At 67.5% G+C, this 23,597-nt stretch carries 21 protein-coding genes and 7 pseudogenes; 12 read left to right on the top strand and 16 right to left on the bottom strand.

The window, feature by feature from the left end; genetic code table 11:
- Positions 1 to 72: 72 nt before the first annotated feature.
- The 7 genes and pseudogenes from ACF09E_RS32855 (at position 73) to ACF09E_RS32825 (ending at position 6,266) form a co-directional block, all read left to right on the top strand.
- A complete protein-coding gene (locus ACF09E_RS32855; protein ID WP_392209522.1) occupies positions 73 to 597 on the top strand; it encodes an aromatic acid exporter family protein in 525 nt (174 codons plus the stop codon).
- Positions 585 to 1,100: pseudogene (locus tag ACF09E_RS32850) on the top strand (type I-E CRISPR-associated protein Cas7/Cse4/CasC); the annotation flags it as partial. The gene ACF09E_RS32855 and the pseudogene ACF09E_RS32850, both read left to right, overlap by 13 nt.
- Positions 1,097 to 1,819 carry a type I-E CRISPR-associated protein Cas5/CasD gene (gene cas5e / locus ACF09E_RS32845; protein WP_392209520.1) on the top strand — a complete coding sequence of 241 codons (723 nt, stop codon included), beginning with the start codon at positions 1,097 to 1,099 and terminating at the stop codon, positions 1,817 to 1,819. The pseudogene ACF09E_RS32850 and the gene cas5e, both read left to right, overlap by 4 nt.
- Positions 1,819 to 2,598, top strand: a complete 780-nt coding sequence (gene cas6e / locus ACF09E_RS32840; protein ID WP_392209518.1) for a type I-E CRISPR-associated protein Cas6/Cse3/CasE — start codon at positions 1,819 to 1,821, stop codon at positions 2,596 to 2,598. The genes cas5e and cas6e overlap by 1 nt, the downstream gene beginning before the upstream one ends.
- A complete protein-coding gene (gene cas1e / locus ACF09E_RS32835; RefSeq protein WP_392209516.1) occupies positions 2,595 to 3,590 on the top strand; it encodes a type I-E CRISPR-associated endonuclease Cas1e in 996 nt (331 codons plus the stop codon). Before cas6e ends, cas1e begins: the two co-directional genes overlap by 4 nt.
- A complete protein-coding gene (gene cas2e / locus ACF09E_RS32830) occupies positions 3,587 to 3,946 on the top strand; it encodes a type I-E CRISPR-associated endoribonuclease Cas2e (protein WP_392209514.1) in 360 nt (119 codons plus the stop codon). Before cas1e ends, cas2e begins: the two co-directional genes overlap by 4 nt.
- Before the next feature lie 607 nt (positions 3,947 to 4,553).
- On the top strand, positions 4,554 to 6,266 hold the full coding sequence (locus ACF09E_RS32825; RefSeq protein ID WP_392209512.1) for a glycosyltransferase family 39 protein: 1,713 nt from the start codon (positions 4,554 to 4,556) through the stop codon (positions 6,264 to 6,266).
- 582 nt (positions 6,267 to 6,848) lie between these two features.
- On the opposite strand, the gene ACF09E_RS32820 is transcribed toward ACF09E_RS32825, so the two are convergent.
- Positions 6,849 to 7,430, bottom strand: coding sequence for a suppressor of fused domain protein (locus tag ACF09E_RS32820; protein ID WP_392209510.1), 582 nt, complete (start codon positions 7,428 to 7,430; stop codon positions 6,849 to 6,851).
- Between the two features lie 79 nt (positions 7,431 to 7,509).
- Positions 7,510 to 7,728: pseudogene (locus tag ACF09E_RS32815) on the bottom strand (ATP-binding protein); the annotation flags it as partial.
- A 524-nt stretch (positions 7,729 to 8,252) separates the two neighbouring features.
- On the opposite strand from ACF09E_RS32815, the gene ACF09E_RS32810 reads away from it, so the two are divergent.
- Positions 8,253 to 8,501, top strand: coding sequence for a hypothetical protein (locus ACF09E_RS32810; RefSeq protein WP_392209508.1), 249 nt, complete (start codon positions 8,253 to 8,255; stop codon positions 8,499 to 8,501).
- 17 nt (positions 8,502 to 8,518) lie between these two features.
- On the opposite strand, the gene ACF09E_RS32805 is transcribed toward ACF09E_RS32810, so the two are convergent.
- From ACF09E_RS32805 to ACF09E_RS32780, 6 genes and pseudogenes are all read right to left on the bottom strand, one after another.
- A complete protein-coding gene (locus ACF09E_RS32805; RefSeq protein ID WP_392209773.1) occupies positions 8,519 to 8,869 on the bottom strand; it encodes a ribosomal protein L7/L12 in 351 nt (116 codons plus the stop codon).
- A gap of 142 nt (positions 8,870 to 9,011) precedes the next feature.
- Positions 9,012 to 9,224, bottom strand: coding sequence for a hypothetical protein (locus tag ACF09E_RS32800; RefSeq protein ID WP_392048492.1), 213 nt, complete (start codon positions 9,222 to 9,224; stop codon positions 9,012 to 9,014).
- A complete protein-coding gene (locus ACF09E_RS32795) occupies positions 9,224 to 9,550 on the bottom strand; it encodes a hypothetical protein (RefSeq protein ID WP_392209506.1) in 327 nt (108 codons plus the stop codon). Before ACF09E_RS32795 ends, ACF09E_RS32800 begins: the two co-directional genes overlap by 1 nt.
- Before the next feature lie 18 nt (positions 9,551 to 9,568).
- A complete protein-coding gene (locus ACF09E_RS32790; protein ID WP_392209771.1) occupies positions 9,569 to 11,149 on the bottom strand; it encodes an ISL3 family transposase in 1,581 nt (526 codons plus the stop codon).
- Positions 11,150 to 11,298: 149 nt separating this feature from the next.
- Positions 11,299 to 12,292: pseudogene (locus ACF09E_RS32785) on the bottom strand (transposase); the annotation flags it as partial.
- A gap of 454 nt (positions 12,293 to 12,746) precedes the next feature.
- A complete protein-coding gene (locus ACF09E_RS32780) occupies positions 12,747 to 13,658 on the bottom strand; it encodes a LysR family transcriptional regulator (protein WP_392209504.1) in 912 nt (303 codons plus the stop codon).
- A 94-nt stretch (positions 13,659 to 13,752) separates the two neighbouring features.
- Here ACF09E_RS32780 and ACF09E_RS32775 point away from each other — a divergent pair, with 94 nt between their 5' ends.
- Positions 13,753 to 14,697 (top strand): PhzF family phenazine biosynthesis isomerase, encoded by a 945-nt coding sequence (locus tag ACF09E_RS32775; RefSeq protein WP_392209502.1) that lies wholly within the window; start codon positions 13,753 to 13,755, stop codon positions 14,695 to 14,697.
- On the opposite strand, the gene ACF09E_RS32770 is transcribed toward ACF09E_RS32775, so the two are convergent.
- Complete coding sequence (locus ACF09E_RS32770) at positions 14,677 to 15,090, bottom strand: hypothetical protein (protein WP_392209500.1); 414 nt, start codon at positions 15,088 to 15,090, stop codon at positions 14,677 to 14,679. The genes ACF09E_RS32775 and ACF09E_RS32770 overlap by 21 nt on opposite strands.
- A gap of 284 nt (positions 15,091 to 15,374) precedes the next feature.
- On the opposite strand from ACF09E_RS32770, the gene ACF09E_RS32765 reads away from it, so the two are divergent.
- Positions 15,375 to 15,998, top strand: a complete 624-nt coding sequence (locus ACF09E_RS32765) for a hypothetical protein (protein WP_392209498.1) — start codon at positions 15,375 to 15,377, stop codon at positions 15,996 to 15,998.
- A 43-nt stretch (positions 15,999 to 16,041) separates the two neighbouring features.
- A pseudogene (locus tag ACF09E_RS32760) lies at positions 16,042 to 16,543 on the top strand (transposase family protein); the annotation flags it as partial.
- A gap of 190 nt (positions 16,544 to 16,733) precedes the next feature.
- Here the strand turns inward: ACF09E_RS32760 and ACF09E_RS32755 are convergent.
- Positions 16,734 to 17,366 (bottom strand): hypothetical protein, encoded by a 633-nt coding sequence (locus tag ACF09E_RS32755; RefSeq protein ID WP_392209496.1) that lies wholly within the window; start codon positions 17,364 to 17,366, stop codon positions 16,734 to 16,736.
- 321 nt (positions 17,367 to 17,687) lie between these two features.
- Here ACF09E_RS32755 and ACF09E_RS32750 point away from each other — a divergent pair.
- Positions 17,688 to 18,024: pseudogene (locus ACF09E_RS32750) on the top strand (IS5/IS1182 family transposase); the annotation flags it as partial.
- Between the two features lie 162 nt (positions 18,025 to 18,186).
- Here the strand turns inward: ACF09E_RS32750 and ACF09E_RS32745 are convergent.
- From ACF09E_RS32745 to ACF09E_RS32720, 6 genes and pseudogenes are all read right to left on the bottom strand, one after another.
- Positions 18,187 to 18,669 (bottom strand): FG-GAP repeat domain-containing protein, encoded by a 483-nt coding sequence (locus tag ACF09E_RS32745; RefSeq protein WP_392209494.1) that lies wholly within the window; start codon positions 18,667 to 18,669, stop codon positions 18,187 to 18,189.
- Between the two features lie 25 nt (positions 18,670 to 18,694).
- Positions 18,695 to 18,848 (bottom strand): annotated as a pseudogene (locus ACF09E_RS32740) (helix-turn-helix domain-containing protein); the annotation flags it as partial.
- A 132-nt stretch (positions 18,849 to 18,980) separates the two neighbouring features.
- The gene (locus tag ACF09E_RS32735; protein ID WP_392209492.1) at positions 18,981 to 20,558 is read right to left on the bottom strand and encodes an aspartate:alanine exchanger family transporter; all 1,578 of its coding nucleotides are present in this window, start codon (positions 20,556 to 20,558) and stop codon (positions 18,981 to 18,983) included.
- 405 nt (positions 20,559 to 20,963) lie between these two features.
- Positions 20,964 to 22,286 (bottom strand): DUF2254 domain-containing protein, encoded by a 1,323-nt coding sequence (locus ACF09E_RS32730; RefSeq protein WP_392209490.1) that lies wholly within the window; start codon positions 22,284 to 22,286, stop codon positions 20,964 to 20,966.
- Positions 22,287 to 22,454: 168 nt separating this feature from the next.
- On the bottom strand, positions 22,455 to 23,189 hold the full coding sequence (locus ACF09E_RS32725) for a hypothetical protein (protein ID WP_392209488.1): 735 nt from the start codon (positions 23,187 to 23,189) through the stop codon (positions 22,455 to 22,457).
- Positions 23,190 to 23,404: 215 nt separating this feature from the next.
- Positions 23,405 to 23,597, bottom strand: a pseudogene (locus tag ACF09E_RS32720) (hypothetical protein); the annotation flags it as partial.

Below are 23,597 nucleotides of genomic sequence, written 5' to 3'. Positions count from 1 at the left end.
GCTAGCTTGGCGCGCGGCACAGGAGCCCGCCGACGGCCCGAGGCCGTCCCCTGCCCGCCGACGAAGGCTGCGATGTCCCGACGCCTGTCCCCCTCGCGTCCCACAGCGGCCCTGCTGCGAGGCCGTGCGGTGGCGGGCTTCGGGGACGGCACGATGGTGCTGAAGACTGTGGCGGCGGCGCTGCTGTCGGGGTGGGCGGCCGATGCCCTCTTCCACCTGCCGCAGCCGATGCTGGCTCCTGCCGGTGCCATCCTGACCGCCCAGGTCACGCCGTACGGGACCCTGCGCAAGGCGGTGCAGCGCGCCGCCGGAGTGGTGCTCGGCGTGCTCCTGGGCGCCGCCGTGGCCACCCTCCTGGGTTCCGGCGCGCTCGCCTTGACGACGGTGATGCTGGTGGGCATGTTCGCGGGACGGTTGCTGCGGCTGGGAGCACAGATGCACCAGGTCGCCCTCACGGGCATCCTCGTCCTGGGCAGCGGCGAACTCGTCGGTTACGGCACCGCGCGGGTGGAGGACAACATCCTCGGCATCCTGGTGGGCACGGCCGTCGCGCTGCTGGTGCCCACGCCAGGGTTCGTCGACCCGGAGCCGGCATGATCGGCACCGTCGACTTCAATTCCGGCACCCTCTACCGCTACGCCGCCCTCGGCATCCACCAGCTGGCGGACAACCTCGGCCAGGGCCTGCGCGAGGACGAACCGGTGGCCACTCCGGTCCGCCGCGCCGTCGAGGCGTTCACCCGCAGCTTCATCGATTCCCTGCCCAAGGGAAAGATCAACACCTTCGGCAACCACACCCTGCCCGAGGCCGTAGTCGTCAAGCTCCGCACCACCCGCCCCATCAGTTTCGTCTCCGCCTTCGAAGAAGCAGTCCGCGGCGACCAGGGTGGCCACGTCCGCGAGGCAGTCGAGCGACTGGCCGAGTACATCCCCGACATCGAGCGCAAGTACGGCGACGACACCTCCACCCTCACCTGGATCCTCAGGGTCGGCCCCAACACCCAGAAACTCAGCGGCATCGGCACCGAAACCGAAACGCTGGGCGACCTGCTCACCGCCGTAGGCCACGCCGTCGCGGAGCGCCTGGAGACGCCCGCATGAGCGTCCTGACCCTCAGGCTCGCCGGCCCCCTGCAGTCGTGGGGGGCCTCAGCCCGCTTCACCCGCCGCACCACCGAGTCCGCCCCCACCAAAAGCGGCGTCATCGGCCTCCTTGCCGCCGCCCGCGGCATCCAAAGAGACGACGACCAGCAACTGCAGCCACTGGCCGACCTGCGCTTCGGCGTCCGCATCGACCAGCCCGGCACCCGACTGCGCGACTTCCAGACCGCCATCCACTGGCCGACCGAGAAGTCCATGCCGCTCTCCGACCGCTTCTACCTCGCCGACGCCGTCTTCGTCGCCGCCGTAGAAGGCGACCTGAACCTCCTCACCGACCTCCACGACGCACTCAAGGCCCCCGTCTACCCCCCCTTCCTCGGCCGCCGCTCCTGCCCCCCGGCCCAGCCCGTCGAACTCAACCTCCACCCCCACCACGACCTGCTCCAAGCCCTGACCAGCGAACCCTGGCAAGCCTCCCCCTGGCACGCCAGACGACACCGCACCGGCCCCCGCATCACGCTCCCCGTACTCCTCGAGGAACCGCAGAGCTCCATGACGGCCGAAACCATCCGCGACCAGCCCATCAGCTTCGCCGCCCACCACCGCCGCCACTCCCTGCGCACGCTCGTGCGCCACGACATCGACATCCCCCACCCCCACACGGCACCCTCCACACCCCCACACGACCCTTTCGACGTGCTGCCCGAGGAGAGCGCCTGATGTACCTGACCCGCTTCAGGGTGAACACCGCCCGCACCGCAGCCCGCCGCCTGCTCTCCTCCCCCCAGGTCCTGCACGCAGCCGTCATGTCCTCCTTCCCCACGCTGCTCCCCACCGACCACCCGGCAGCGGACGCACCCCGAGTCCTGTGGCGCCTGGACCACAACGCACCCGGCGAAGTCCTCCTCTTCCTCGCCAGCCCCGAAGCCCCCGACCTCACCCACCTCGTGGAACAGGCCGGCTGGCCCACAGCCATGATCGACACCCCCGGCTGGCAGACCCGCTCCTACACCCCCCTGCTCGACCGCCTCGCCGTGGGGGAGCGCTGGAGCTTCCGCCTGACAGCCAACCCCGTCCACCACATCCGCCGCACCGACGACGAGCCACGCAAACGCACCGCCCACCTGACCCCCCACCACCAGATGGGCTGGCTGCTGGACCCCGAACGCCAGCAGCGCGGCGGCTTCCGCATCCTCGAGAAACCGAAAGACAAGCGCCTCCTGCCCGCCGGCACCACCCACCAGGGCCGTGAGCACCACGGCGACCGCTACGAACTGACCGTCCGAGACCCCCGCTCCCACGCGTTCGACAGATCCCGCCACTCCGGCGCCAAGCGCGGCAGGACCGTCACCCTGGTCACCGCCACCTTCGACGGCCGCCTCGAAGTCACCGATCCCGGCCTCATGCGCCGGACACTCACCCACGGCATCGGCAAGGCGAAGGCCTACGGCTGCGGACTGATGACCCTGGCACCCCTCCCACAAGGAGAGACCCGGTGACGACCGTGTCCCAGCGCGGTGCACTCACCCCGCGTGAACTGACCCGCGCGAGCGACCGCCTGTCCTACATCTACCTCGAGCGCTGCACAGTGCACCGGGACGCCAACGCCATCACCGCCACCGACGCCAACGGCGTCACCCACATCCCCTCGGCGACGATCGGCACCCTGCTCCTGGGACCCGGCACCCGCGTCACCCACCAGGCCATGAGCGTCCTCGGCGAGACCGGCGCCGCCGTCATCTGGGTGGGAGAACAGGGCGTGCGCTACTACGCCAGCGGACGGGCGCTGAGCCGCTCCTCGGCACTGGCAGAGGCCCAGGCCACCCAGTGGGCCAATGTCCGCTCCCGCCTCTCCGTCGCGCGCGCCATGTACCGGCTGAGATTCCCCGACGAGGACCCCAGCGGAGCGACCCGCCGCGAACTACTCGGACGCGAAGGCGACCGCGTGAAGAAGTGCTACCGCGCCCAGGCCGCGCGGACGGGAGTGCACTGGCGCGGCCGCAGATACGTCCCCGGTGACTTCACCGCCGGCGACGCGGTCAACCAGGCGATCACCGCAGCGGCGCAGTGCATGTACGGCGTCGCGCACGCCGTGGTCATGTCCCTGGGCTGCAGCCCGGCACTCGGGTTCGTCCACTCCGGACATGAGCTCTCCTTCGTTCTGGACGTCGCCGACCTCTACAAGACGGACATCGGCATCCCCCTCGCCTTCGACGTCGCGGCCGAAGGAGAGGAGGACGTCGGCTCCCGGACACGCAGGGCACTGCGCGACCGCATCCACGAGGAATCCCTGCTCGACCGCTGCGTCGACGACATCAAACGACTCCTCCTGGGCACCGAACAAGCAGGGGAGACAGACCTGGACGGGGCCCGGGACGTCGTCATGCTGCAAAGCGACCGCGGCGGACAAGTAGCGGCCGGCTGGAACTATGGCGACAGCACCCCGCCCGGTGAGGAAAGCCGCTACGAAGACATGGCACTGACCTGGTGACCGTCATCGTTCTGACCAACTGCCCCGCCGGCCTACGCGGATTCCTCACCCGCTGGCTTCTGGAGATCTCCGCCGGCGTCTTCATCGGAAACCCATCGGCAAGAATCCGCGACGCCCTGTGGAACGAGGTCCAGCAGTACGCCGGCCAAGGCAGGGCACTGCTCGCCCACACAACCAACAACGAGCAGGGATACACCTTCCGCACCTTCGACCACGCCTGGAACCCAGTCGACCATGAAGGCCTGACCCTCATCCACCGCCCCTCCGTCAACGGCACCGATCCGCCGACGAACACCACACCCGACAAGCCCGGATGGAGCAAAGCCTCCAAGCGACGAAGGTTCGGACGCCGGTAAGGGAGAAGGAGCATCCACCTTCCCCTACCGGCTTATCCGAGCTACCGGCAGCGAAGAGGGTTCGGCCCCGTGCGAGCGCCCTAGCACAGCTGGGGCGGCTGACGTCGACCAGGCGTCGGCCAACGTCTCACCCCCTCCGTGCAGCCTGCGCCCTCCAAGGACACGATCGCGGCGCGTCCCCCATTTCACGCCCCTGGTGGTCGGCACGCGTATCAAGGGACCACGCTCCTCGAGGTGATGTAGATCCGCAGCGCTGCAACACGTTAGAGGTGATTTGCCCGGTTCGGTGAAAGTGGTTGGCGCGGGGCCGTGCGTGCCGTAAAACTGCAGGTCAATAAGTCTGCTCCCCGCGCCCGCGGGGATGGTCCCGTGACCGTGACCGGGGTGCCGGGGTGCGGGCCCTGCTCCCCGCGCCCGCGGGGATGGTCCCCGGGGGCGGGTCGGGTCAATAGAGGGGTTACAGGTTCCGCTTGAGTGGAAGCTTGACTTGAAAGTCTCCTCTTGTCTGAAAGGCGCCAGGTAGATCGTTCCAGAGGCGCAAAGCCCAAAGCGTCACTGGCAGACCGTGTGTCTGTTCACGCGGTGGGAGTGAAGACGCTCCTGCCCCATGTTCTGGTTTGCCTTGAAGGTGGCTGGGATCTTGGCCGGAAAGGTTTGGGTCAAGCGGAGTTCAGATGACATGCTGATCATTAGGAGTCCTGCAGCACTGCTTCAGAGAGCGGTACCCACGGTGCCCGGCCGTCGAGCACGGGAAGAACTCAGGACTCCGCACTGTCCGGCCAGCCGCTCCGAAATCCTTTACCTTATGCCTTCTGTATGCGAGTCTTCTTCGATTCCCCCTATATCGAGGGGCGGTGCTGTACTCGATCCGTCGGCGACCAATCCCAGGCGGAGCTATGGAGTCAGCTGGCTTATCCCGCTCCTCGGGGCCCTTGCTCTCGGTTTATGGGGGTTGTCACGGCAGGGCAGCGTCTGGCGGGACGAGGCCGCGACCTGGCAGGTGGCCACACGCTCAACGCCTGAAATCTGGCACCTGCTGCAGAACATCGACGTCGTACACGGGGCCTACTACCTGTTGATGCACGCGCTGTTCGAGTGTTTCGGAGCCGGCACCACAACCCTCAGACTCCCCTCGGTCATAGCCACGGGGATAGCGGCCGCATGTGTCGGGCGCATCGGAGAACGCCTGGCGGGAACATGGGTGGGCATTGCCGGAGGGGTGGCATTCGTCCTGCTTCCCGCGGTGCAGTTCCATATGCAGGAGGGACGGCCTTACGCCTTTGTTGCAGCCGGGGCGGCGATCGCGACCCTGCTCCTCGTGATGGCGCTCCAGCAGCGAGGCCGGGCTGTGTACTGGGCGGCATACGGCGTCGCTGTGACGGTGAGCGGACTCCTGAACTGGCTCTCGCTCATGATGCTGTCCGCACATATGGCGACGCTGCTCTGGGTACGGGCCGGCCGCGGTGTGTGGAAGCCGTGGACCGTAGTCTCCTCGGCGGTCGTGATCTGCGTGCTCCCTCTCATCCTTTTCAGCCGGGGGCAGTCCGGCCAAGTGTCCTGGATCCCGCCGCTGACCTGGCATATGCTCATTGGCCCGGCAATCCTGTTTCTGATCGGCGGGACTGGTGCACTGCTGGACCCCTCCCGAGGAGTGGGGCGACTGTCCGCAGCCGCGGTGGGGTTACCGCTATTGATGATCCCGCAGCTCGGTCTCATCGGTCTGTCCCTCATTCAGCCGTTGTACCTGGAGAGGTACGTTTTGTTCAGTGAGCTGGGACTTGCACTGCTGATCGGCAGCCTGATCGGCTCAGCGCTACAGGCAGTCCGGTCCAGAAGGCCCGGGCTGGCCGATTTGGTCGTTCCTGTCGTGGTCGTCTTCGCAACGGTGGGACTGCTGCCGCAGTTGTTGGCCAAACGATCCCCTGCGAGCCGGGTCGACGATGTCCGGGCCGTTGCGGCTGATGTCCAGCGATTGAAAGAAGCCGGGAATGTCGTCCTCTTCATCCCCTCAGCACGCCGGGACACCAAGTCCGTCACCCCGGATGACTTTTCCGGTCTGCGGGACATAGCCCTGGCGCAGAGCCCCGAGGCGTCCGGGACTCTGAAAGGCGTAGAGGCGGACCCCGGCCGGATCCGAACCGCGATGCTTGCTGAGCAACGGATACTGCTGGTGACAGACGTTCCGGGGATACCGGTGAATACCGAGCGGGACAAGACGAAGATGTCCGTACTGAAGCAGTACTTCGCGATCGTGGCCGTGAAGCGGACCCACGGGCGACAGGTGAGGGTGTACGAGCGGCTCGGACCGTCGCGGCAGTGAGCCGGACCGCTGGTTACTGAGCTGGTCGAGGCGGCCGACGAGAAGCAGCTAAAGGGGACCTCTTCCAGCAGCGGCCGTCGCAGGGGTGGGGCACGAGGGAGCAGATCCTCAACCCCCGCCACTCCTCCAAGATGTTCCGCGACCGTCCAGCGCCCGGCCGAGGAGTACGAGACCCTCTATGCCGGGCAGGAGGCATCCGCCCGGGAGATCGCCGCCCAGGGGCCTTCCACAGGGGCATGGCCTCCCATCCGCGGATGTCCGCCAGCCCGCGCGGGCTTCCGGAGTTGGCGCCGAAGAAGAACCCCGGAGTTCCACGGCTGCGAGAGCCCGGCGGTGACGGCGTCGAGGTCACGCTCCAGGTGCCGGGCGAATCGCTGGAGGCTGGGCAGGTCGGCGTTGGCCGCGGCCTCGATCCATGCCGGCAGTGCAACCCTCCTGCCATCGCTGGTCGAGGTAGGGCTTGAAGGCATCGATGACTTTGGGCGGCAATCGGTGATCGCTGTGCCTCAACTTGTCGACGAGTTTTGACGGCGCTGGAGGACTCCCCAGCTGTCGCTTGTGCCCGGACTGTGCCCGCGAGGTTCAGGCGACGGATGGACGCCTTGGATCGGTCGAGAGGATCCCGTGCTCGTCGAAGAGCCGCTCAAGGGCCTCGTGACCGTGCTCGCGGCGGTATGCCATCTCAGCTGCGGTGACCGGCAGGGCCCAGAGGATGCGGGCATGGCCGTCCGGCAGCGGGCAGTGCTCCAGGTCAGGGTCATGGAAGTAGGGGAGGCTGATCAGCAGGTGGTCGCACTGGGACCCAGGCAGCCACGGCTCCCCGATGGGCAGGCTGTGCTCGACATCGAGGTGGTGATCGGCGTGGTAGTAGGCGGTCATGGCCAGGAGCTCAGCAAAGCGTTCGTCGCGGACGGGAGCGGTGAGGACGAATTCGAGGCCGTGGCCGTCCGTCTCGACCGTGGACCAGCAGCCGGCGGTGATGTAGGCCCAGCTGTCGGCGCGCGGTCCTGGGCTGACGGTGAGGATCCGCAGGTCGGGAACCGCTTCCCTTCGTTCAGGTCCCAGGTCGTAGTCGCTGATCGTGATCATGTGGCCGGTGAAGAAGTCGCGAACGTGGGCCTCGACGCCTGCTATCGCCCGCTGGTTGCGCTCGCTCTCGAACATGATGGAGAGGATCTCACGACTGGCCCAGGTGTCCTGGCTGTGAGTCCGCCCCGCCGCAGGCAGGGCGGACTTGGATGGTTCAGCTGGCCTTGACCGGTTCCTCAGCTCGGGCTCGGGTGCTGGCGAGGCGGTAGGAGTCGGTGCCGGTCTCGATGATGGTGCCGTTGAAGGTGAGGCGGTCGACGATGGCCGCGCAGAGGCGGGGGTCGGTGAAGGTCTTCGTCCAGCCTCCGAACGACTCATTCGAGGCGATCGCGACGCTGTTCTTCTCCTCGCGTTCGGTCAGGACGGCCCACAGGGGATTCGGCTGCTTCATGTCGCAGCCCGGACGGACGACGGCCCGACTGGAGTTCCGACGGGCTCGCTGGCTCGCTGGACGGGTGTGTGCCAGGGCTCTTGCCTGGTCGAAGGCGTGGCGAAGGGCTTCACTCGTTCGTGTGGGGAAATGCCAGTTACTCCTAGATTTCAGGAGCACGTCAGCCGGCAGACCGCCGTTGACGACCGAAACGCCCCCGTGGCCGCCCTGGTGGCCAAGAAGCCCTTCATAGCACTGGGCCTGCGCGCGGGCGCTCTACGAAGTGACCGAATCCTGGACGAAGCCCGGCACACCGCGGATCCGATCCACCTCATCAGAGTGTTCGGGATCGCACCCACAACGGCCATGAAGTACCTCGGTGCCGCGCACCCCGCCCGACTTCGTCCCGACCCCACACGCCCGTGAACGGGCCCATGCTCCTCGACGGAGCAGGAATTCGCGTCATCGCCGTCGTGTGGGTGCGACAGGATCCAGTCATGGATTATCGGATCGAGTGGCCTGCACCCATGGACGAGTACGACTGGGCGATGCAGGAAGCCAAAGGCTGGCTGGACGTGACGGTCGTCTGGGGCGGCGGCCGGCGAGTCGTCGAGGTGTATGACCCAGTTCGACTTGCGCAGTCGGTAGCGAGTGACGTCGCTCGGATCGGGCGCTTCACGGCGAGAAGTCTGCCGGTGGTCCCGAGTCTTACGCCCGAGAACATCGAATCGGCGATATCCGCGATCGCGGACGAGAGCTTCTTTGAACCCGGATAGCGGGATCTGGCGTAGCGTCAGAGAGTAAGAGCGGTCTGCCCGTAGGTACTGCAGAACGTGCAGTCACAGCTGGCGAGGGAGTTCGCCCTGCAATGGGCGGTCGGCCAGTAACGGGACCCACAGGGCTCTGGGGCCAGCAGCGTCCCATCGCGGGGCACCGTCCTGTCGCACCAAGTGCAGCGGACCTCTGCGGGGACGCTGGCCTCCTGCAGCCGCCGGGCCGCGACCGCCGCCCGGTCGAGCGGGGCCTCCTCCAGAACCGTCACAGGCGCACGATCCAGCAGGAGCTTGGCACGCCACAGGCTCAGTCCAGTCACCGCTCTGACCGCCAGCAGGGCTTGCTGACCGCCACCCCCGGATTCGGTCACAACCACGGTGAACCCTGGATCCTCCACTGACGCATCTCCTTCGGCAACCGGACAACCGGCCCCAGTATGTCGACGGACAGATCCATCGTCTCGCCATATTCTGCGTCGGTAGATTGCCGACAAACCTGCTGGTCAAGCCCACTCAGGAGAGCTGTGGAGCGGTGGGTTCGACGCAGACCTGCTCCAAGAATCTGCGAACTTGTCGGAATCGGCCGGCGACGGTCTCCCGGAAGTCCGCCTCGGCCATCTCCCCCATGAACCGGGTGGAGCCGCAGATGACGACGATCGGCAGGCCGAGGTCTCGCTTCGCGGAGACGAGGCGCTGTTCGGGAGTGAGTAACTGGGAGTCGGGCATCAGCGCTTCTCCTCGCTGGTCGGCGTGGGGGTGGGGGAGTTGCTCGCATCGGCGGCCGCGGGAAGCGGCACCCACGTTCCGGTCAGCCGGTCGAGGCCCACCCAGGTGCCGTCCGCGCGTCGGTCGGCGTAGACGTGGGTCTGCTGGCTGCGCGCGGTCCAGACGGTGACGCCGCCGGGGACGCCAAGGTCGTCCAGGAAGTCCCGGGCCTCGCGGAAGGGGGTGGAGCGCTGATCGCGACCGGCAACCCGGATGACCTCCCCGTCCGGCTTCGTCCGGGTGGTGCTCTCGATGTGTCGGCGTACACGTGAACGTGGCTCTGGCAAGATTTTCGTAGGCGGAGATCATCTCGGTGAGATGGTCGGCCGGTCGGCATAGCGTCGTCGGAGGTGGGCGATCAGGACGACGCGGTGTCTGAGGAGACGGACGCCGGCGCGTCCGGCCATGAGGCGCTTCTGCAACTTGACGTCGGTGATGCGGCCCTCGTTGACACCTGAGTTGTAAGGGGTGGTGATGCCCTGGGCGACGGCATCCCGGTCTTCGCGCAGGGCTCTGGCGAGGCCGGTCAGCGGTGCGAGTCCGGTGTTGGCGAGGTCTTCCAGCCACTCCGGCAGGGATGTCGCGTCGCGGTTGTCGAGCATGTCGGCGAATCGGCGGACCAGGTCATGGGCGGTCCTGAGTTCAGGGCAGTGGTCGAGGAGGCGGGGCAGACGGTCGTTGATGTGCGGGCCGCGGCGGTGCGGGTGGGTGGTGATCCATCGGGCAGCTTCTCGTGGTGAGGGCGGTCGCTCGCGTGGCTCGTCAATGGGCAGGCCCTTCCGGAGGGGCGCGACGGCCATTTTCACGCGCTGGTAGTGGCCGAGGTAGCCCTTGGTCTGCAGTTCTTCGTGCAGGATCTTCGCGCTGTGTTGTCCCTCGTCCCAGCGTTGTTGCAGGTAGTCGAGGTAGAAATCCAGGGTGGAGGGCTTGCGTGGAGGGCGTCGCACGACCTCCTGCCAGGTGTGGGCTCGGGCGTACTTGCTGACGGTGCGGCGGTTCAGGCCGAGCTCCCGGGCCACGGAGCTGTGGCTCCGACCAGAGCGGGTCAAGGTCTGAACGGCTTCGAAAAGCCTTCGGGCGTGGCGCTCGGCTCGCGTGTCCGCGGTGGTGTTCTCGACGGTTTCCTCGACCCGTGCGGAACCCGCATCGCCGATCGGAGGCGGTGCTGCGGGCAAGCAGCCGCGGTGGGCTGAGGCGATGTCCTGCACTCGGCGGGAGAGGCCCTGCCATAGGTGAAATCGGTCGCTGACCTGCACGGCGTCCGGGGCGCCGGCGGTGATGCCCTGCCGATATGCGAGGGAACCGTCACGGCAGGCGACCTCGACACCTGGGTGTTCGCGGAGCCAGCGGCCGAGCCGTTCCGCGTCACGTCCTTCCCAGAGAGTGAGCGGAAGCCGGGTGGTGGCGTCGACCAGGAGAGTTCCGTAGGTGTCGCCGTAGAGTGCGAAGTCATCCACCCCGAGCACCTGGGGCGTGACCAGGGGCGGCAACGGCACCCGCATCAGCTGGGACAGGACGGCGACCCGCGAGAGCCTGATTTTCAGGATCCGAAGCATCCGGGAACCGCCCCGGCCGGCCAGCACGACTCCGACGTCCTCCACCAGGCGCTGCAACGCCGGTGTCCGCCGCTGGTAGCGCACGGTCAGCCCCGGTACTTGCTCGGCGAAGGTTGCCTTCGAGCAGGCTATGTTTTCGCAGTACAGACGGCGTACGGACAAGATGATGCGTAGAGGCTTGCCTGCGAGCGTGACATCGGAAAGGCGCCGTGTATAGCGGCTGTGGCACCACCCGCTGAGCTGTCCGCATCCCGTACATCCCGCCGGAACACCGGATCTCGTGCGGGCCCGGACCACCACCACAGCATCAGAGACCTCGACCGAGACCACGAGCACGTCAGACAACTGCGGTAACAGACTGACCAGTTCACCAGGGCACAGTCAAAGGCTGCCCGCCCCGCAGACCGACCGACCCTCCTGACGAGATGATCTCCGCCTACGAAAATCTTGCCAGAGCCACGTTCACGTGTACGCCGACACCACCAGAGCCAGACGGGCTTGTTCACTCCTCCGCTGGGCAGCTTCGCCACCGTCAACCGGATCACGGTGCCCTCGATGATCGGCAGGGGGCCTTTGTGATTTCCCCATGCCGCTCTGCGGGTCAGCCGGGGGTGGAGCCGGTCCCAGGCGGTCGCGGTCGCTGTCCCGTACCGGTCGGTGTCGGTCAGGGTCACCGCGGTGGCCTCGCCCCAGGTCTCGGGGCGGCCGAAGACGAACTCGCCGCCGTGTTTGGGTGGGCGCCCGCCTTGCGGCGGGCAGATCCACGGCACCCGGACCGGCTTGCGCATCACCCGGTCCGAGCGGAGTCGGCCCAGCACCTCGACCGGCATGTCCGCGAGGAGGTGGGCGATGCGGGGTGCGTCGTAGCCGGCATCTAACACAACCAGGACGTCCAGGTCGCCCGGCCGCCACTGGCCAGCCTCGACGAGCCGTTCGACGACCTCCTGGATCTGCTCGGCGGTGACCGCGGCCAGATCGGCGCCGGGCTCCAACCGAATCGCGTCCAGCAACGCCGTCCACGACGTGCGACCGGTCTCCAGCACGGCCACGATCGAGTACGGCCACCCGGGCACCATCTGGTGCTTGCCCAGGCCCCGGCCGAAGGTGTGACAGAACGACCGGTCCGAGCACGTGTCGGCGTCCGGACGCAGCCACGGCGAGACGTCCACCGCCAACACCAGACGGCCGTCGGCGGCCCCGGGGCAAGGGCACGCCCGCCAAGGCCCGGCGGAGCCGAGCCACGTCGATCCGGCCCCGGTTCAGCCCAGCGTAGAGGGCTCCGTGTCCGCGCCGATGCTCGGGCGCGAGGGCCAGATCCACGAGCGTGCGGACCGGCCCGTCGGTGCACAGCAGGGCGTCGCACAGCTCGAAAAGGGCGTCGCTCCGGGAGACCAAGCACGCGTACAGCTCGGATCGGAATGCCGTCACCGCCGCAAACGCGTCTCGTTGAACCTTGTGCTCGACCAGTTCCACGATTCCGGCCTCCAAACCGCGCCGACCCTTCCCGCAGGATCAGGTCCCGGCCCCTCGGACATGCCGTGAACACGGGAAACCCCGAACAAGTTCGAGCCCCGTTAGGCGGCGGACCAAAAACGTCAAGCTCAGGGGGAAGGGAACTCAACCCGCGCACAGGTACTACCTGGAGTACCTGCCCTTGAGGTGCAGGACGCGCTCCGCTCCCTCCAGGCCGCAGCCGCCGGCGGCCGTCAGCCACCGGGTGCAGCGCCTCGAGCTGCCCGGCCGCCGACCGTTCTGCTGCTCCTGGTGGTGAAGGGCGCAAGACGCTACTGCACGTCGGGCGAGAAACGCGGCGCAGCATTCGCACGGCTTAGGCGAGTAGATGCGAGGTGAATTCGTGGTCGTGCGTGATGAGTGACCGGCCGTCCGGGCGCGCGGTTGGGCTCGCTGTCCGCGGGCGCAACTGCGCTCAGTGCGGGAAGTGGTGTGGCAGTTCCGTGGTGAGCGCGGCCGCCGCGGGGGAGAGCCAGCGTCGGTGGTGGCGGGCCAGTTGGACGGTGACGTCGGGGAACTGCGGGCCGGGCACCTGCGTCAGGCGGCCCGCCGCGAGCGCGTCCGCGACATTCGCGTGGGCCAGCAGGCTGAGGCCGAGGCCTGCGGCCACGCAGGACCTGGCGGCCTCCAGACTGCCGAAGCGCGTGATCCGGGGCGGCGCGCCCTTGGCGGCGGCGAGCAGCCGCTCGATGAAGCGGTCGCTGTAGGAGCAGCCCTGCTCGTGCAGGAAGTAGTCCTCGCGGGCCAACTCCGCCCAGTCGGTGGGCGAGTCGGAGGCGCTGCGGGCGGCGACAGAGTGCTCGGAGGAGCAGACCAGCACAAGCGGCTCGCGGGCCAGTGGCGAGCACTCGATGTCGCGGAAGGCCGCCTCGTCCTCCAGCAGCAGGGCCAGGTCCACCTCGCCGGTGCGGAGCGCGGCGACGGCGGTTGCGGTCCCCATCGTGCGCAGGTCCACCTCAATCCCGGGGTGGCTGCGCCGCAGCGCGGCGATGACTCCCGGAAGCCGTGCGGACACCAGCGTCTCGCCGGCCGCCAGCACCACGCGTCCGGTCGCAGGACCGCACGCGCCACCAGCCGAGGCGGCGACCGCCCGCAGCTGGGACTCGGCCTCCAACACCGCCTCGGCCTGGGCCAGCACCTCGCGTCCGGCGCTGGTGAGCACCACCCCGCGCGGCAGCCGGTCGAACAGGCGCACGTCGAGCTCCTTCTCCAGCGCCTGCACCTGGGCGGTCACGGTGGACTGGACAAGGTGCAAGCGCTCCGCGGCGGCAGTCAGGTTCTCGGTCCGGGCGACGGTGGCGAAGGTGCGCAGCAGTCGGGTGTCCATGCAGCCGACGATATCGATTGCCATCGGGTACTGCGGTGGATTCGATCGATATCCATCGTTGGTATGGATGTCTACGCAGTGCCACAGTAGGCGCATGAGCCTGAAGACACGCCCGGAGACCCTGCGCTACACCGCCTTCACCACCGACCCCGCCGGCGGCAACCCGGCTGGCGTAGTGCTCGACGCGACCGCACTCGATGATGCCGCCATGCTCGCGACCGCCGCCGAAGTCGGCTACTCGGAGACCGCGTTCGTCACCGCCGCAGACCACGCGGCGCGCCGGTTCCGGCTGCGCTACTTCAGCCCGCTTGCCGAGGTCGCCTTCTGCGGTCACGCGACCGTCGCCACCGCAGTGGCTCTGGCCGAGCGGATCGGCCCCGGCCCGCTCGTCTTCGACACGCCGGTGGGGGAGATCGCCTTGGACACCTCGGCAGAGCCCGCAGGCTCCGTGACGGCGACGCTCACCAGCGTCTCCACCCGCTCCCGACCGGCGAGCGACGTGGAGGTGAACGCCTCCCTTACGGCCCTGCACTGGTCTTTGGAAGACCTTGACCCGGCACTGCCGCCGCACGTCGCCTTCGGTGGAAACGAGCACCTGGTCCTGGCCGTGGCTACCCGCGAGCGTCTCGCGGCCCTCGACTACGACTTCGACGCTCTGGCCGAGGTGATGCACCGTCACGGCTGGACCACGCTCCAGCTGGTCTGGCGAGAGGCCCAAGAGCTCTTCCACGCCCGCGACCCCTTCCCGATCGGCGGTGTCGTCGAGGATCCGGCCACGGGCGCCGCGGCCGCCGCCCTCGGTGGCTACCTGCGCGTCCTCGGTGGCCTTCCGCCCTCCGGTGCTTTCACCATCCGCCAGGGGGAGGATCTCGGTCGGCCCAGCCTCCTGCGGGTCGAGGCCTCCACGACGGACTCGCGCGTGCGGGTGAGCGGGCAGGCGGTGGCGATCACGGGTGCGAGCGCGAGCACCGGCGGGGGGAAGCCTGAGCGGACCGGTGGCGCTGCACGTAGCGTTCATTCACGCCGCACGCAGAGTTGAGGAACGCTGCATGCTCTGCACGCGATCGGCGCCGCGCCCGTGGAGGGTGCAGCGCCGATGCCCGTGGGAGCAAGCCGGCCGGATCAGCTGACGGCGTGCAGCGAACCGCGCCTCTTCGGCCGCGCCCTTCTTCACGGCGGCCGCGGCCGCCCGCTTCTTGCGCTGCTCGGCGAGCTGGTCCAGATAGGCGGCGACGGCTCGGTGGTAGTCCGTCACGTAGGTCTTGCTATCCAGCCGGTCCACCTTGAGCCTCGCCTTGACGGCGTCCAGGGCGTCCTCGGGGGAGTTGTAGCCGGCCAGCATCGGGTTGATCTGGTAGACACCGTTGCGGACCTTCTTCACGAGCTTGGCGGCTTCCCGAGCGGCTTTCAGGACCGCTCGGCGGACAGCCATCCTTCCAGGCTTGACGTGCATTCTTCCGGCTCATGGGTGGCCGCTACAGTTGCGTGCCATGGGGGATCTAGTTCCTGTGGATCAGTGCCGGGAGTGCAATCGGCCACTGGATCTGCTCAACAAGAATCGACCGGAGCTGTTCTGCAGCCGCTGGCATCAGGTGAAGTACTGGTTGGAACAGTTCCTGGATTCCGCCATGAGCTAAGGGCTGTCCCGTAACTGGACGGCGCCCCCTTGCCGATCCCGGATCGGACCGTGTCAGTGGCTGATGACAGGATCGAGGGGTGCTGATCAAGGGATACGATGTCGGCCCGTTGGTGCCGGGCGAGTCACTGCTGGTCCACCCGGGCTTCTGGTCGAACTACCTCCTGGCGATGTGCAGCGACGGGGGGTGTGCCGAGCGCTCGGTCCCAGAGTGGTTCGGCGAGGACGGCGCCGATGTCGATGCCGTGTCCGAGGTCCTCTTCGATCCTGAGCGCTGGCCAGCGTTCAGGGTGCCGGCAAAAGACAGCCCCGAAGCCGTGGTGATATACCGCAACCTGGATGGCGATTACGGCACCGACTACCTCCTCACCCATCCAGGCAGAAGCTGCGCCGAGCAGATCGCCAGCTGGGACGGAGATTTCTCGGGCACTGGGCTGTCATGGCACGAACTGATCCGGATCGCTGACAGCCCGTCGCGTGCGGACGAAGGCGTCCAGGACACGGCCCCCCGCTTCCTGCTGCTGCTTCCCCTCCTCACCGACCCGGACGTGCCGGAAACAGCATCAGTAAGGCTGATCGCCGCGCTGACCGCAGTCGGCGCGCCGCAAGACACTGCCTCCCTCGCGGCGGAGCACCTGCTGGCGCACCTTACGAGGAGGTCCGGACATGACCCGGCGTGGACGTCTCCGCTGAGCGGGAGCTGAGAGGCGGACCAAGCCGCTGGTCATACCGTGGAACGATCTTGGTATGGCTGGTGTGATCACGGCGTCGGAATCTTCCTGGACAGCCCCGTTCTCCGGGCTGAGTCCTGGCGCCTTCGGGAAGCTGGTAACGGTTCCGCGGCGTCAGGGTGCGGACGCGGCCCGCAAGGGCCGGCCGTGGAGCCTTCCGCTGGAGGACCGGGCCCTGCTGGTCGCGGCCTACTGGCGAACGAACCTCGCCATGCGGCAACTGCCCCGCTGTTCGGGGTGTCGAAGTCGGCGGCGGACCGGATCATCGACCACCTCGGGCCGATGCTCGCGCTCCATCCCCACATGCGGTTCGCCAAGGACACCGTGGTCATCGTCGACGGCACCCTGGTCCCCACCCGCGACCACTCCATCGCCGAGCGGTCGAACAACTACCGGTACTCCCCAACGACCAGATCGTCATCGATGCCGACACCCGCCTGGTCGCCGTGGTCGGCCGGCCGCTCGCCGGGAACCGCAACGACTGCAAGGCGTGGGAGGAATCCGGCGCCAAAGCTGCCGCCCGGTTGCTGTGTCGGGGTGCGCCCTCCTCCGTACTGGTTCGAGGTACGCGATGCCGGTGCACAGGCCGGCTGAGCGCCGCGGTGCAGCCCTGGGTCCGCCCTGGGGCCTGCCCACCAGAGTGAGCGTCAACCGCACACCGCCGACCCGGCGGGCTGCCCAGAGCCGCTGGGAAGCGATTGGCCCTGGTCAGAGCCGCTGCCCGGGCCCCACGACCGTGAGTCCCACTTCCTCGGCGAGCCAGTGCGCGTAGGGCTCTCTCGTGTGGACGCCGCCGAAGACGGCGCTGCGGACATGGACGAGGACGGTGTAGTCCTCGGCGAGCACGTCGAGCTTGCGGGTATGGGTGTTGAAGAGGAGCGTCACCTCAGCGTGCTTGGACTCGCCGTGGAAACCCGCCTCGGGCGACTCCGGCCAGCACAGCGTCTCCCAGTTGATCCAGCCCACATTCGAGCCGATCACTGCTGTGAACGCATCCTCGATACTGCCGACCGGCAGCTCACTCAGCCCCCATTCCACCGGCATCCGCCCTTCATACGCGGCCGGATCGGTCGGCAGACCCGGCCCCTGCACGCCGACGACCAGACCAGGCAGCCCCTCCCGCAGCACCCCACCGCGCTCCTCACACTTCGCCTGCCCCTGGAACCACCCCTCAGGTATCTCCTTCGCCACACGCCACACCTCGGCGACGGAACGAAACTCCGCGTACACGGAGACCTCGGAGTGGTCACAACGGCCGAACTCCATGAGCCGGCGCGCAGTACTGAGGGCCAGAGCCAGGTCAGGGGAGCAGAAGACGGGGTAGGCGACGTCGTGGGACATGCGAGCACTGTGCCACGCCCGTCACCCCAGGTCATCATGGTTTGGGATGGCGCCTCGTTCCGTAACTACCGGTTCACGGCGAACGTGCAGGTCGTCATCGATGCAGACACCCGCATGTATCGCAGCGGCCCGGCCAGCGCCGGGCAACAAGGTGGATGTCCACGTAGCGCCCAGCGGCAACTCCGGGTTGTCGCTCTCCCGACCGCTACAAGCCGTCGGGGGCACTGATGCCGCGGCGACGTCCGCGGGCGCACAAGCCCGAACGCCCGAAACGGCCCACCGAATGAGCCGACAGGTCGTCACGAGAGATCGAGGCTAGCTGGGGCCGCGACGTCCGCCGACCCTTGTCGCCGCGGCGGACGCCGGGCGTTCGTCTTGGGAGAGAAGAAGCAGAACTCCATGGAGGCCACCGTCATCGCCGACCACCAAGGCCGCATGCTCTGGACCGATGCCCTGCGGCCAGGCGGTCACGTCGCCCAGAGAACCGGACGAGATCGCTTTGTCGCACGTCCACGCAGCCGGAGAAGAGGCCCAGCACCGCCACTCATCGAAGCGGATCACCGTCAAACACGCGCTCGCCGCCCACAAACGCTGGAGGCACCAGCGAGAGATCCTGCCCGCCACCTACCGGGCCATCGCCGACCTCGTCTCCGACCAACCACACCGCCAACGCCTGACCGCGACCCCGATCAGGCACTCATGCCTCCACCCCGATCACACACCAGCTCGTGATGCGAGGGCCAACGGGTTCGGCCGGGGGACTCCTCGTCCCCCTGACGGCAGCTGTGTCAATTGGGCCAGGGGGACGAGGAGGCATTGGTCAGAGGGTGATCATCAGGGTGCCGTCGTCGAAGTAGGTGCCCATGTTCTTGCGGACGGAGACCTCGCCGTTGCCGATCACGTGGATGTACAGGTCGGCCTTGCCGTCACCCGTGGTGTCGCCGAAGCGGAGCCGGCCCAAGTCGTCGCCGGTGACGAAGCGGCCCCAGCCGCTGCTCCAGAGGGTGCCGCTGTCGAAGTAGGTGCCCAGGTTCTTGTGGACGCTGACGTTGCCGTCGGTGCCGTGGATGATCAGGTCGGCCTTGTTGTCACCGGTGATGTCCGCGAAGTACAGCCGCCCCAGGTCCTGGCCGGTGACGAAGCGGCCCCAGCCTTTCGACATGACGGTGCCCGCCCCGAAACTGCTGCCGAGGTTGCGGTGGACGACCACCGCGCCGTCCGTGCGCTGCAGTACAAGATCGTCCTTGCCGTCGCCGTCTATGTCGGCGGGCGTGACCTTCTCACGGCTGACGATTTCCTTCACCCAGCCGCCCAGCCCGTCGACACGGGTGTAGACCCGCCTCGCCTTTCGTCCGCCACTGGCCGATCCATTTGTGGGCGGTAGCCCGGGAGATACCCATCTCGGTCGCGACATGCTGAGCGGACTCGTTCGACCAGCAGTCTCCTACCGAAGACGGTCAGCCGGGCATAATGGTGGGGCACGAAGACCTCCGTGCGGTGAGGCCTCCCGCAGAATCCGCGCGTACCTGCGCCGCCGCGGAATGCGCTGCACCATCCCCGACCAGGCCGACCCCCCTGCGGACGGCGGGAGCACGCCAGGCGGTCGTGGACGGTTCAGACGCCTACCATGAATTGAACGCAGATGATCTTTACCAGAATGGCGAGGGCGAACAGGGTCGAGTACCCGGTGTTGACCCGGCTGTCTGCGGCTCGCGTGTTGGCGTAGGCGAGAATCGCTGGATTCCCCACATAGCCCGACAGAAGACCCATTGTGCGGGCCTTGCTCTGACCCAGCAGCCCGGCGAACAACACCATAAGGGTGTAGCTCACCACGGCACCGGCGCACAGAACCGCGATCAGTTGCAGCCCAAGAACCGAGAACGCGTTCTCTCGGAACGCATAGCCCGAGGTGAGACCCACCGCTGAGAGGAAGAGCAGCAGGCCGATCTGTCGCAACGTCAGGTTGGCTCTTGTGGGCAGCGTCCACACCAGAGGGCCCGTGCGACGGAGCCAACCGAGGATCATGCCCGCCACGAGGGGGCCGGCCCCGGTCCCGAGCGCAAGCGTCGCGCTGCCCACGCTGACGGAGGGCACTCCCAGGAGGAATCCGAGGCACAGGCCCAGGCCCAGGCTTACCGCCGAAACCTCACTGACGCGTGCTTCCCTGTCCCCCAGATAGCGGCTGACCTCAGCCTCACGCTCTTGGGGCATCACGACCCGAAGCCGGTCATCCAGATGAAGGACAAGACCGTCGTGGGCGAGCATGTCGATATCGCCGCGCCGCACCCTGCTGACGAGCGAACCGAACCGCTCGGCCAGACCCAGTTCAGCAACAGTGCGGCCGGCCAGAGACGGATCCGTGAGAAGAACGCGACGATAGCCGACACTCGAACGGTCATCGAGAAGGTGCACGGAGGCGGGCAGTCCCAGGTAGTCCACCGCCGCCTGCACGTCACTCTCGCCGCCGACCACCTCGACCAGATCACCGGGCTCCAGACGGCTGATGCCCAACGCGACCCGCGATGCACCACCCGGCGGTCGGTGTTCGCTGGCGAGAACCCTGTGAGCACTCACACCCGGGACATCATCCCACTGGGCTCTACGGGTGACTTCCACAGAGCGTGTGACGAGAGCGGACGGGAGCTGCGAGTCGGGGTCTCGTCGCCCTGCCCACTGCCGACGCCCGGCGATAGCCGCGAGGAAGAGAATGGTGACGATCACCGCGAGCGGATAGCCGATCGCATAGCCGACAGCCGGCTGGGAGGGATCGTCAGCGGCTCCCTGGGCGGCGGCCAGCCCAGGGGTCGTGGTGCCGATGCCGGCATAGCCGCCGGCCAGGAACGCGCCATCGATCCCGAAGCCCTTTCCGGCGACCACGACGACGACGGCAGTGATCACGAGGGCCGCCGCTGCGCCGGCCATGACCGCAAGCTGGCCCCGCAGCTCCCGAAAGAACGCCGGCCCAGCCTCCAGCCCTACCGTGTAGACGTAGAAGGCAAGACCCAGTGCGGATACACCTGCGGGAACGGCAGGTCCGATGTCCTTGTCGAGTGCTCCGACCATCAGTCCGACAAACAGAACGCCCGCCGCGCCGAGCCGAACCGGTCCCAGTCGGACCATACCCAGAAGCGAACCCACTGTGATCACCGCGAACACAGCCACGAACGGGTTGTCGGCAAAGAACTGCCACATACCGTTGAAGTCCTTCGAAAGACGAGGATGAACCATCGCACCACCGCGGTCCACAAGGCGGCTGGGCCATTGGAAAACACGGGGGCGGCCTGGCTGAACGCGACACGCGGGCTCGGGCGTCGCGTGATCGGATCGCTAGCCACCGCCTGCCTATCGTCTGAAGGGACCGGCAAGGGCAGGGAAGCCATTGCTGGATCACAACCCTCGGGTCGTCGCCCGGCACCAGGACGTGGGCCCCTCGGCGGTCGCAAGTGCGGGCTTTCTCGGAAGAGCGGGTAGGAGACGAAGCGCTCCCCGAGATGGGCTTTACCTTGGGGGGCGTGAAGGAGGCTCTCGACTCGCACCTAAGTGTGGAGCTGGCCATGAACGTCACGCGGCGGCGCGCTGACGACCACGAGAGAGGGGCTACCCGATGCCCTGCCGATCAGGCGCCAGAGCGAAACTGCGGTCGGGTTCGGTTGTCGTCCGGATCATAAGGTCGTGGAGGAGCTCGCGATGGCGCAGTAGTGGAGGGTGCCGCTCGGTCTGCGTAAGGGAGATTAGATCATCGATGCCGGCCAGTATGCGGCGGGAGACCTGTGGGTTGCCCGGGCAGCAGCCGCGGATCTCGGCGAGCCCGAGATCGACGAGAGAGGTCCAGCTCGGCAGAGGCTGCAGGAGCCTTACCTTTTCGGATCGGTCTCTGTGAACTGTCGTTCCCAGGGGACGCTGGCCAAGTACGGCCAGCAGCTGCACGATCCGGTCCAGAGCCTGTACGGCGGTGGTCGGGTCGTTGACCGCGGGTGAGAGGGCGCGCAGGGCAATGTCGGAGAGTTGTCTCAGCCCGAATGCCAGGTCTGTGCCGTCTGTGGTTCGCTCCACTCCGACGGCTACGGTGTTCCTGATCGTTGCGTCCGGAAGGGACGTCGCGCCATGAACGGTGAGGACGGGAGTCCCTGGCACGAGGAAGTCGCCGACGCGAGGAATGATCTGCAGTACGGTGTCGTGTTTGCGTGCCACTGCTACCAGTCGAACGATGTCGGCCTCCTGCAGTACGCCTGCCTGGCCTCGGTAGGGGAGGCTGGCAGTGGGAGGACCTGTACCCAGCAGCTCGTCTCCGTCCAGCGTCTCCGGCAGATCGGCGATGGTCTTCAGCGATTCCCTGGCGATCCGGGCGATCACGTGGCCTACTCGCATCAGGCGCAGCGTGGCGTTCACGTAGAAGACGAACAGCAGCAGACTGAGCCCGACCATGAGCAGGGTGAGCGCTGACTGGACCAGCGGTACCGACGTCAGAGACTGTGGGTTCGGTGCGCTGTCATAGGAGGTCATGACCAGCAGGGTCAGGACGAAAGTCGCGAGGAAGACGGCGAACGTCGCTTTGCTGATCCGGCTGCGGACGAACAGGCGCACCACTCGAGGGGTGAATTGACCGCTCGCCATCTGGACTGCGACCAGGGAGATGCTGAAGACGACGCCGATGAACGTCATCATCGCGGAACTCACGGTGCTCACGACGTTCTTGGCGTCGTCGGTGAACCGCTGAAGCTGTTCGAGGAGTGCGACGTCTTCACTGCGCTTCAGCGCCTCGACAATGGCCGAGTCAAGTTCCTCCGCAGCCAGCCAGACAACGAACACGCCAGCCATGGCGGCCGCGGGAGGGAACCAGAACGTGTCACGAAGGTGTCTTCTGAGCTGGGTGAACAGCATTCGGCGGGACGGGGCACGCGTCACGCCTCTGTCCATCATGCTGAGACAATAGAGCTGCCTCCGTCCCCCGCACCGTCTGCGAGGCGTCTGCGGTGTGGTGTGTCGCTGACAGGACCTGAAGAGTCCCGCCGCCGTAGGGCGCTCAGTAGCAGCCAGCTTGGGCAGGTTGAGGGTGACGCTGCCCTTGGTTGCTCGACGGGCTGGCGTTCATCGGTCTGGCGCGCCGCCCAGAGCGTCCTGGACGCGCTGACGGGGCCCGTTCCATCGTGCATCATGCCGAGCCGCTCGCTCTGCGCTGCGATGTGTCTTTCTTGCGTGCGCTCCGTAGAAGCGCCGCGCCCACCAGGATTCGGGACGGGCGAGCCTCCAGGCTCCCACCATGGCGGCAAGGGGGATGAACATGCCGAAGACCGCAAGTCGAAGCTTCCCTTTGGCAATGCAGAGCAGGGACATGAGGATGTGCCATGCGAACGAGGAGACGGTGATGAACTGGCTGGTGTCCTGATCGGTCGCGAACGGAGCGGAACCGAAGGGAACGAAACCGCTCACGAGCATCAGCCCCAGGGCGGCCGTGAGGATCACAGCCTCGACACTCTTTCGGCCTTGCTCGCTCCAGTAGACATCGTCCAGGTGGAGCAGCAGAGCGAACTCGTCAAGAACGAGACCTGCTCCGGCTCCGAAGAGCAGAGCTGCCACGCACGGCCAGAGTCCTTGGGTGGTGGAGGCCACGGCACCGAAACCACCGCAGACCATAAGGACGACGCCGGGCACGACGTGGTGGATGTGCAGGCCGCCAGCGGAGACGTTGCCGAACGGGCCGCGGCCCGCCCGGATGAGCCGAGTGATCACACGGGTGATCGCGAAGGTGAGCACGAAGGCCGCCAGCGCGACGAGTAGGGGCAGTTTGCCCGCGTCGATGACATCACGTCCCCACCAGTCCATGTCAGCTCCTTCCATTCCTGACACCACGGGCTGCCGCCGCATGCGTGACGTACCGCTGGGACGGAGTTACGTCGTGCGGGTCGCCTCGGCCCCCGAGCGTGGGTCGGGACGGCTGGAAGACCCGGGCCGGCGGCGCTGCTCGTTTGCCGGAGCGTGCGGACCGGGCAGGACCGGCAGCGCAGCGATTCCTGCGTGCGGGAAGTCGACGCGCGGGTTCATCGGCCGCTCTCCAGGTGTCGGTGGTGCAGCCACTTCGGCAGCCGCGGGGCCTCCAGGAACCCCTCCGCCCGGCCGGCCGCGAGGCCGATCCGTGGCAGGTCCGCACTCTTCTCGAAGAGCATGAATCGGGGCTCCCAGATCGGTCGGTACTTGGCGTTGGCGCGGTACAGCGACTCGATCTGCCACCAG

The organism is Streptomyces sp. NPDC014891 (genome assembly GCF_043081085.1).
GTDB lineage: Bacteria > Actinomycetota > Actinomycetes > Streptomycetales > Streptomycetaceae > Streptomyces.
The sequence above is the reverse complement of the archived record's forward strand: the minus strand, read 5'-3'. Positions and strand labels throughout refer to the sequence as shown.

Excerpts from the sequence above, each read along its gene's own strand:
- ACF09E_RS32800 (WP_392048492.1), bottom strand. The coding sequence starts at position 9,224 with ATGCCCGACTCCCAGTTACTCACTCCCGAACAGCGCCTCGTCTCCGCG.
- ACF09E_RS32855 (WP_392209522.1), top strand. The coding sequence starts at position 73 with ATGTCCCGACGCCTGTCCCCCTCGCGTCCCACAGCGGCCCTGCTGCGA.
- ACF09E_RS32730 (WP_392209490.1), bottom strand. The coding sequence starts at position 22,286 with ATGATGGACAGAGGCGTGACGCGTGCCCCGTCCCGCCGAATGCTGTTC.
- cas6e (WP_392209518.1), top strand. The coding sequence starts at position 1,819 with ATGTACCTGACCCGCTTCAGGGTGAACACCGCCCGCACCGCAGCCCGC.
- ACF09E_RS32725 (WP_392209488.1), bottom strand. The coding sequence starts at position 23,189 with ATGGACTGGTGGGGACGTGATGTCATCGACGCGGGCAAACTGCCCCTA.
- ACF09E_RS32735 (WP_392209492.1), bottom strand. The coding sequence starts at position 20,558 with ATGTGGCAGTTCTTTGCCGACAACCCGTTCGTGGCTGTGTTCGCGGTG.
- ACF09E_RS32825 (WP_392209512.1), top strand. The coding sequence starts at position 4,554 with ATGTTCTGGTTTGCCTTGAAGGTGGCTGGGATCTTGGCCGGAAAGGTT.
- ACF09E_RS32820 (WP_392209510.1), bottom strand. The coding sequence starts at position 7,430 with ATGTTCGAGAGCGAGCGCAACCAGCGGGCGATAGCAGGCGTCGAGGCC.
- ACF09E_RS32770 (WP_392209500.1), bottom strand. The coding sequence starts at position 15,090 with ATGGCTGTCCGCCGAGCGGTCCTGAAAGCCGCTCGGGAAGCCGCCAAG.
- ACF09E_RS32810 (WP_392209508.1), top strand. The coding sequence starts at position 8,253 with ATGGACGAGTACGACTGGGCGATGCAGGAAGCCAAAGGCTGGCTGGAC.
- ACF09E_RS32755 (WP_392209496.1), bottom strand. The coding sequence starts at position 17,366 with ATGTCCCACGACGTCGCCTACCCCGTCTTCTGCTCCCCTGACCTGGCT.
- ACF09E_RS32780 (WP_392209504.1), bottom strand. The coding sequence starts at position 13,658 with ATGGACACCCGACTGCTGCGCACCTTCGCCACCGTCGCCCGGACCGAG.
- ACF09E_RS32775 (WP_392209502.1), top strand. The coding sequence starts at position 13,753 with ATGAGCCTGAAGACACGCCCGGAGACCCTGCGCTACACCGCCTTCACC.
- cas5e (WP_392209520.1), top strand. The coding sequence starts at position 1,097 with ATGAGCGTCCTGACCCTCAGGCTCGCCGGCCCCCTGCAGTCGTGGGGG.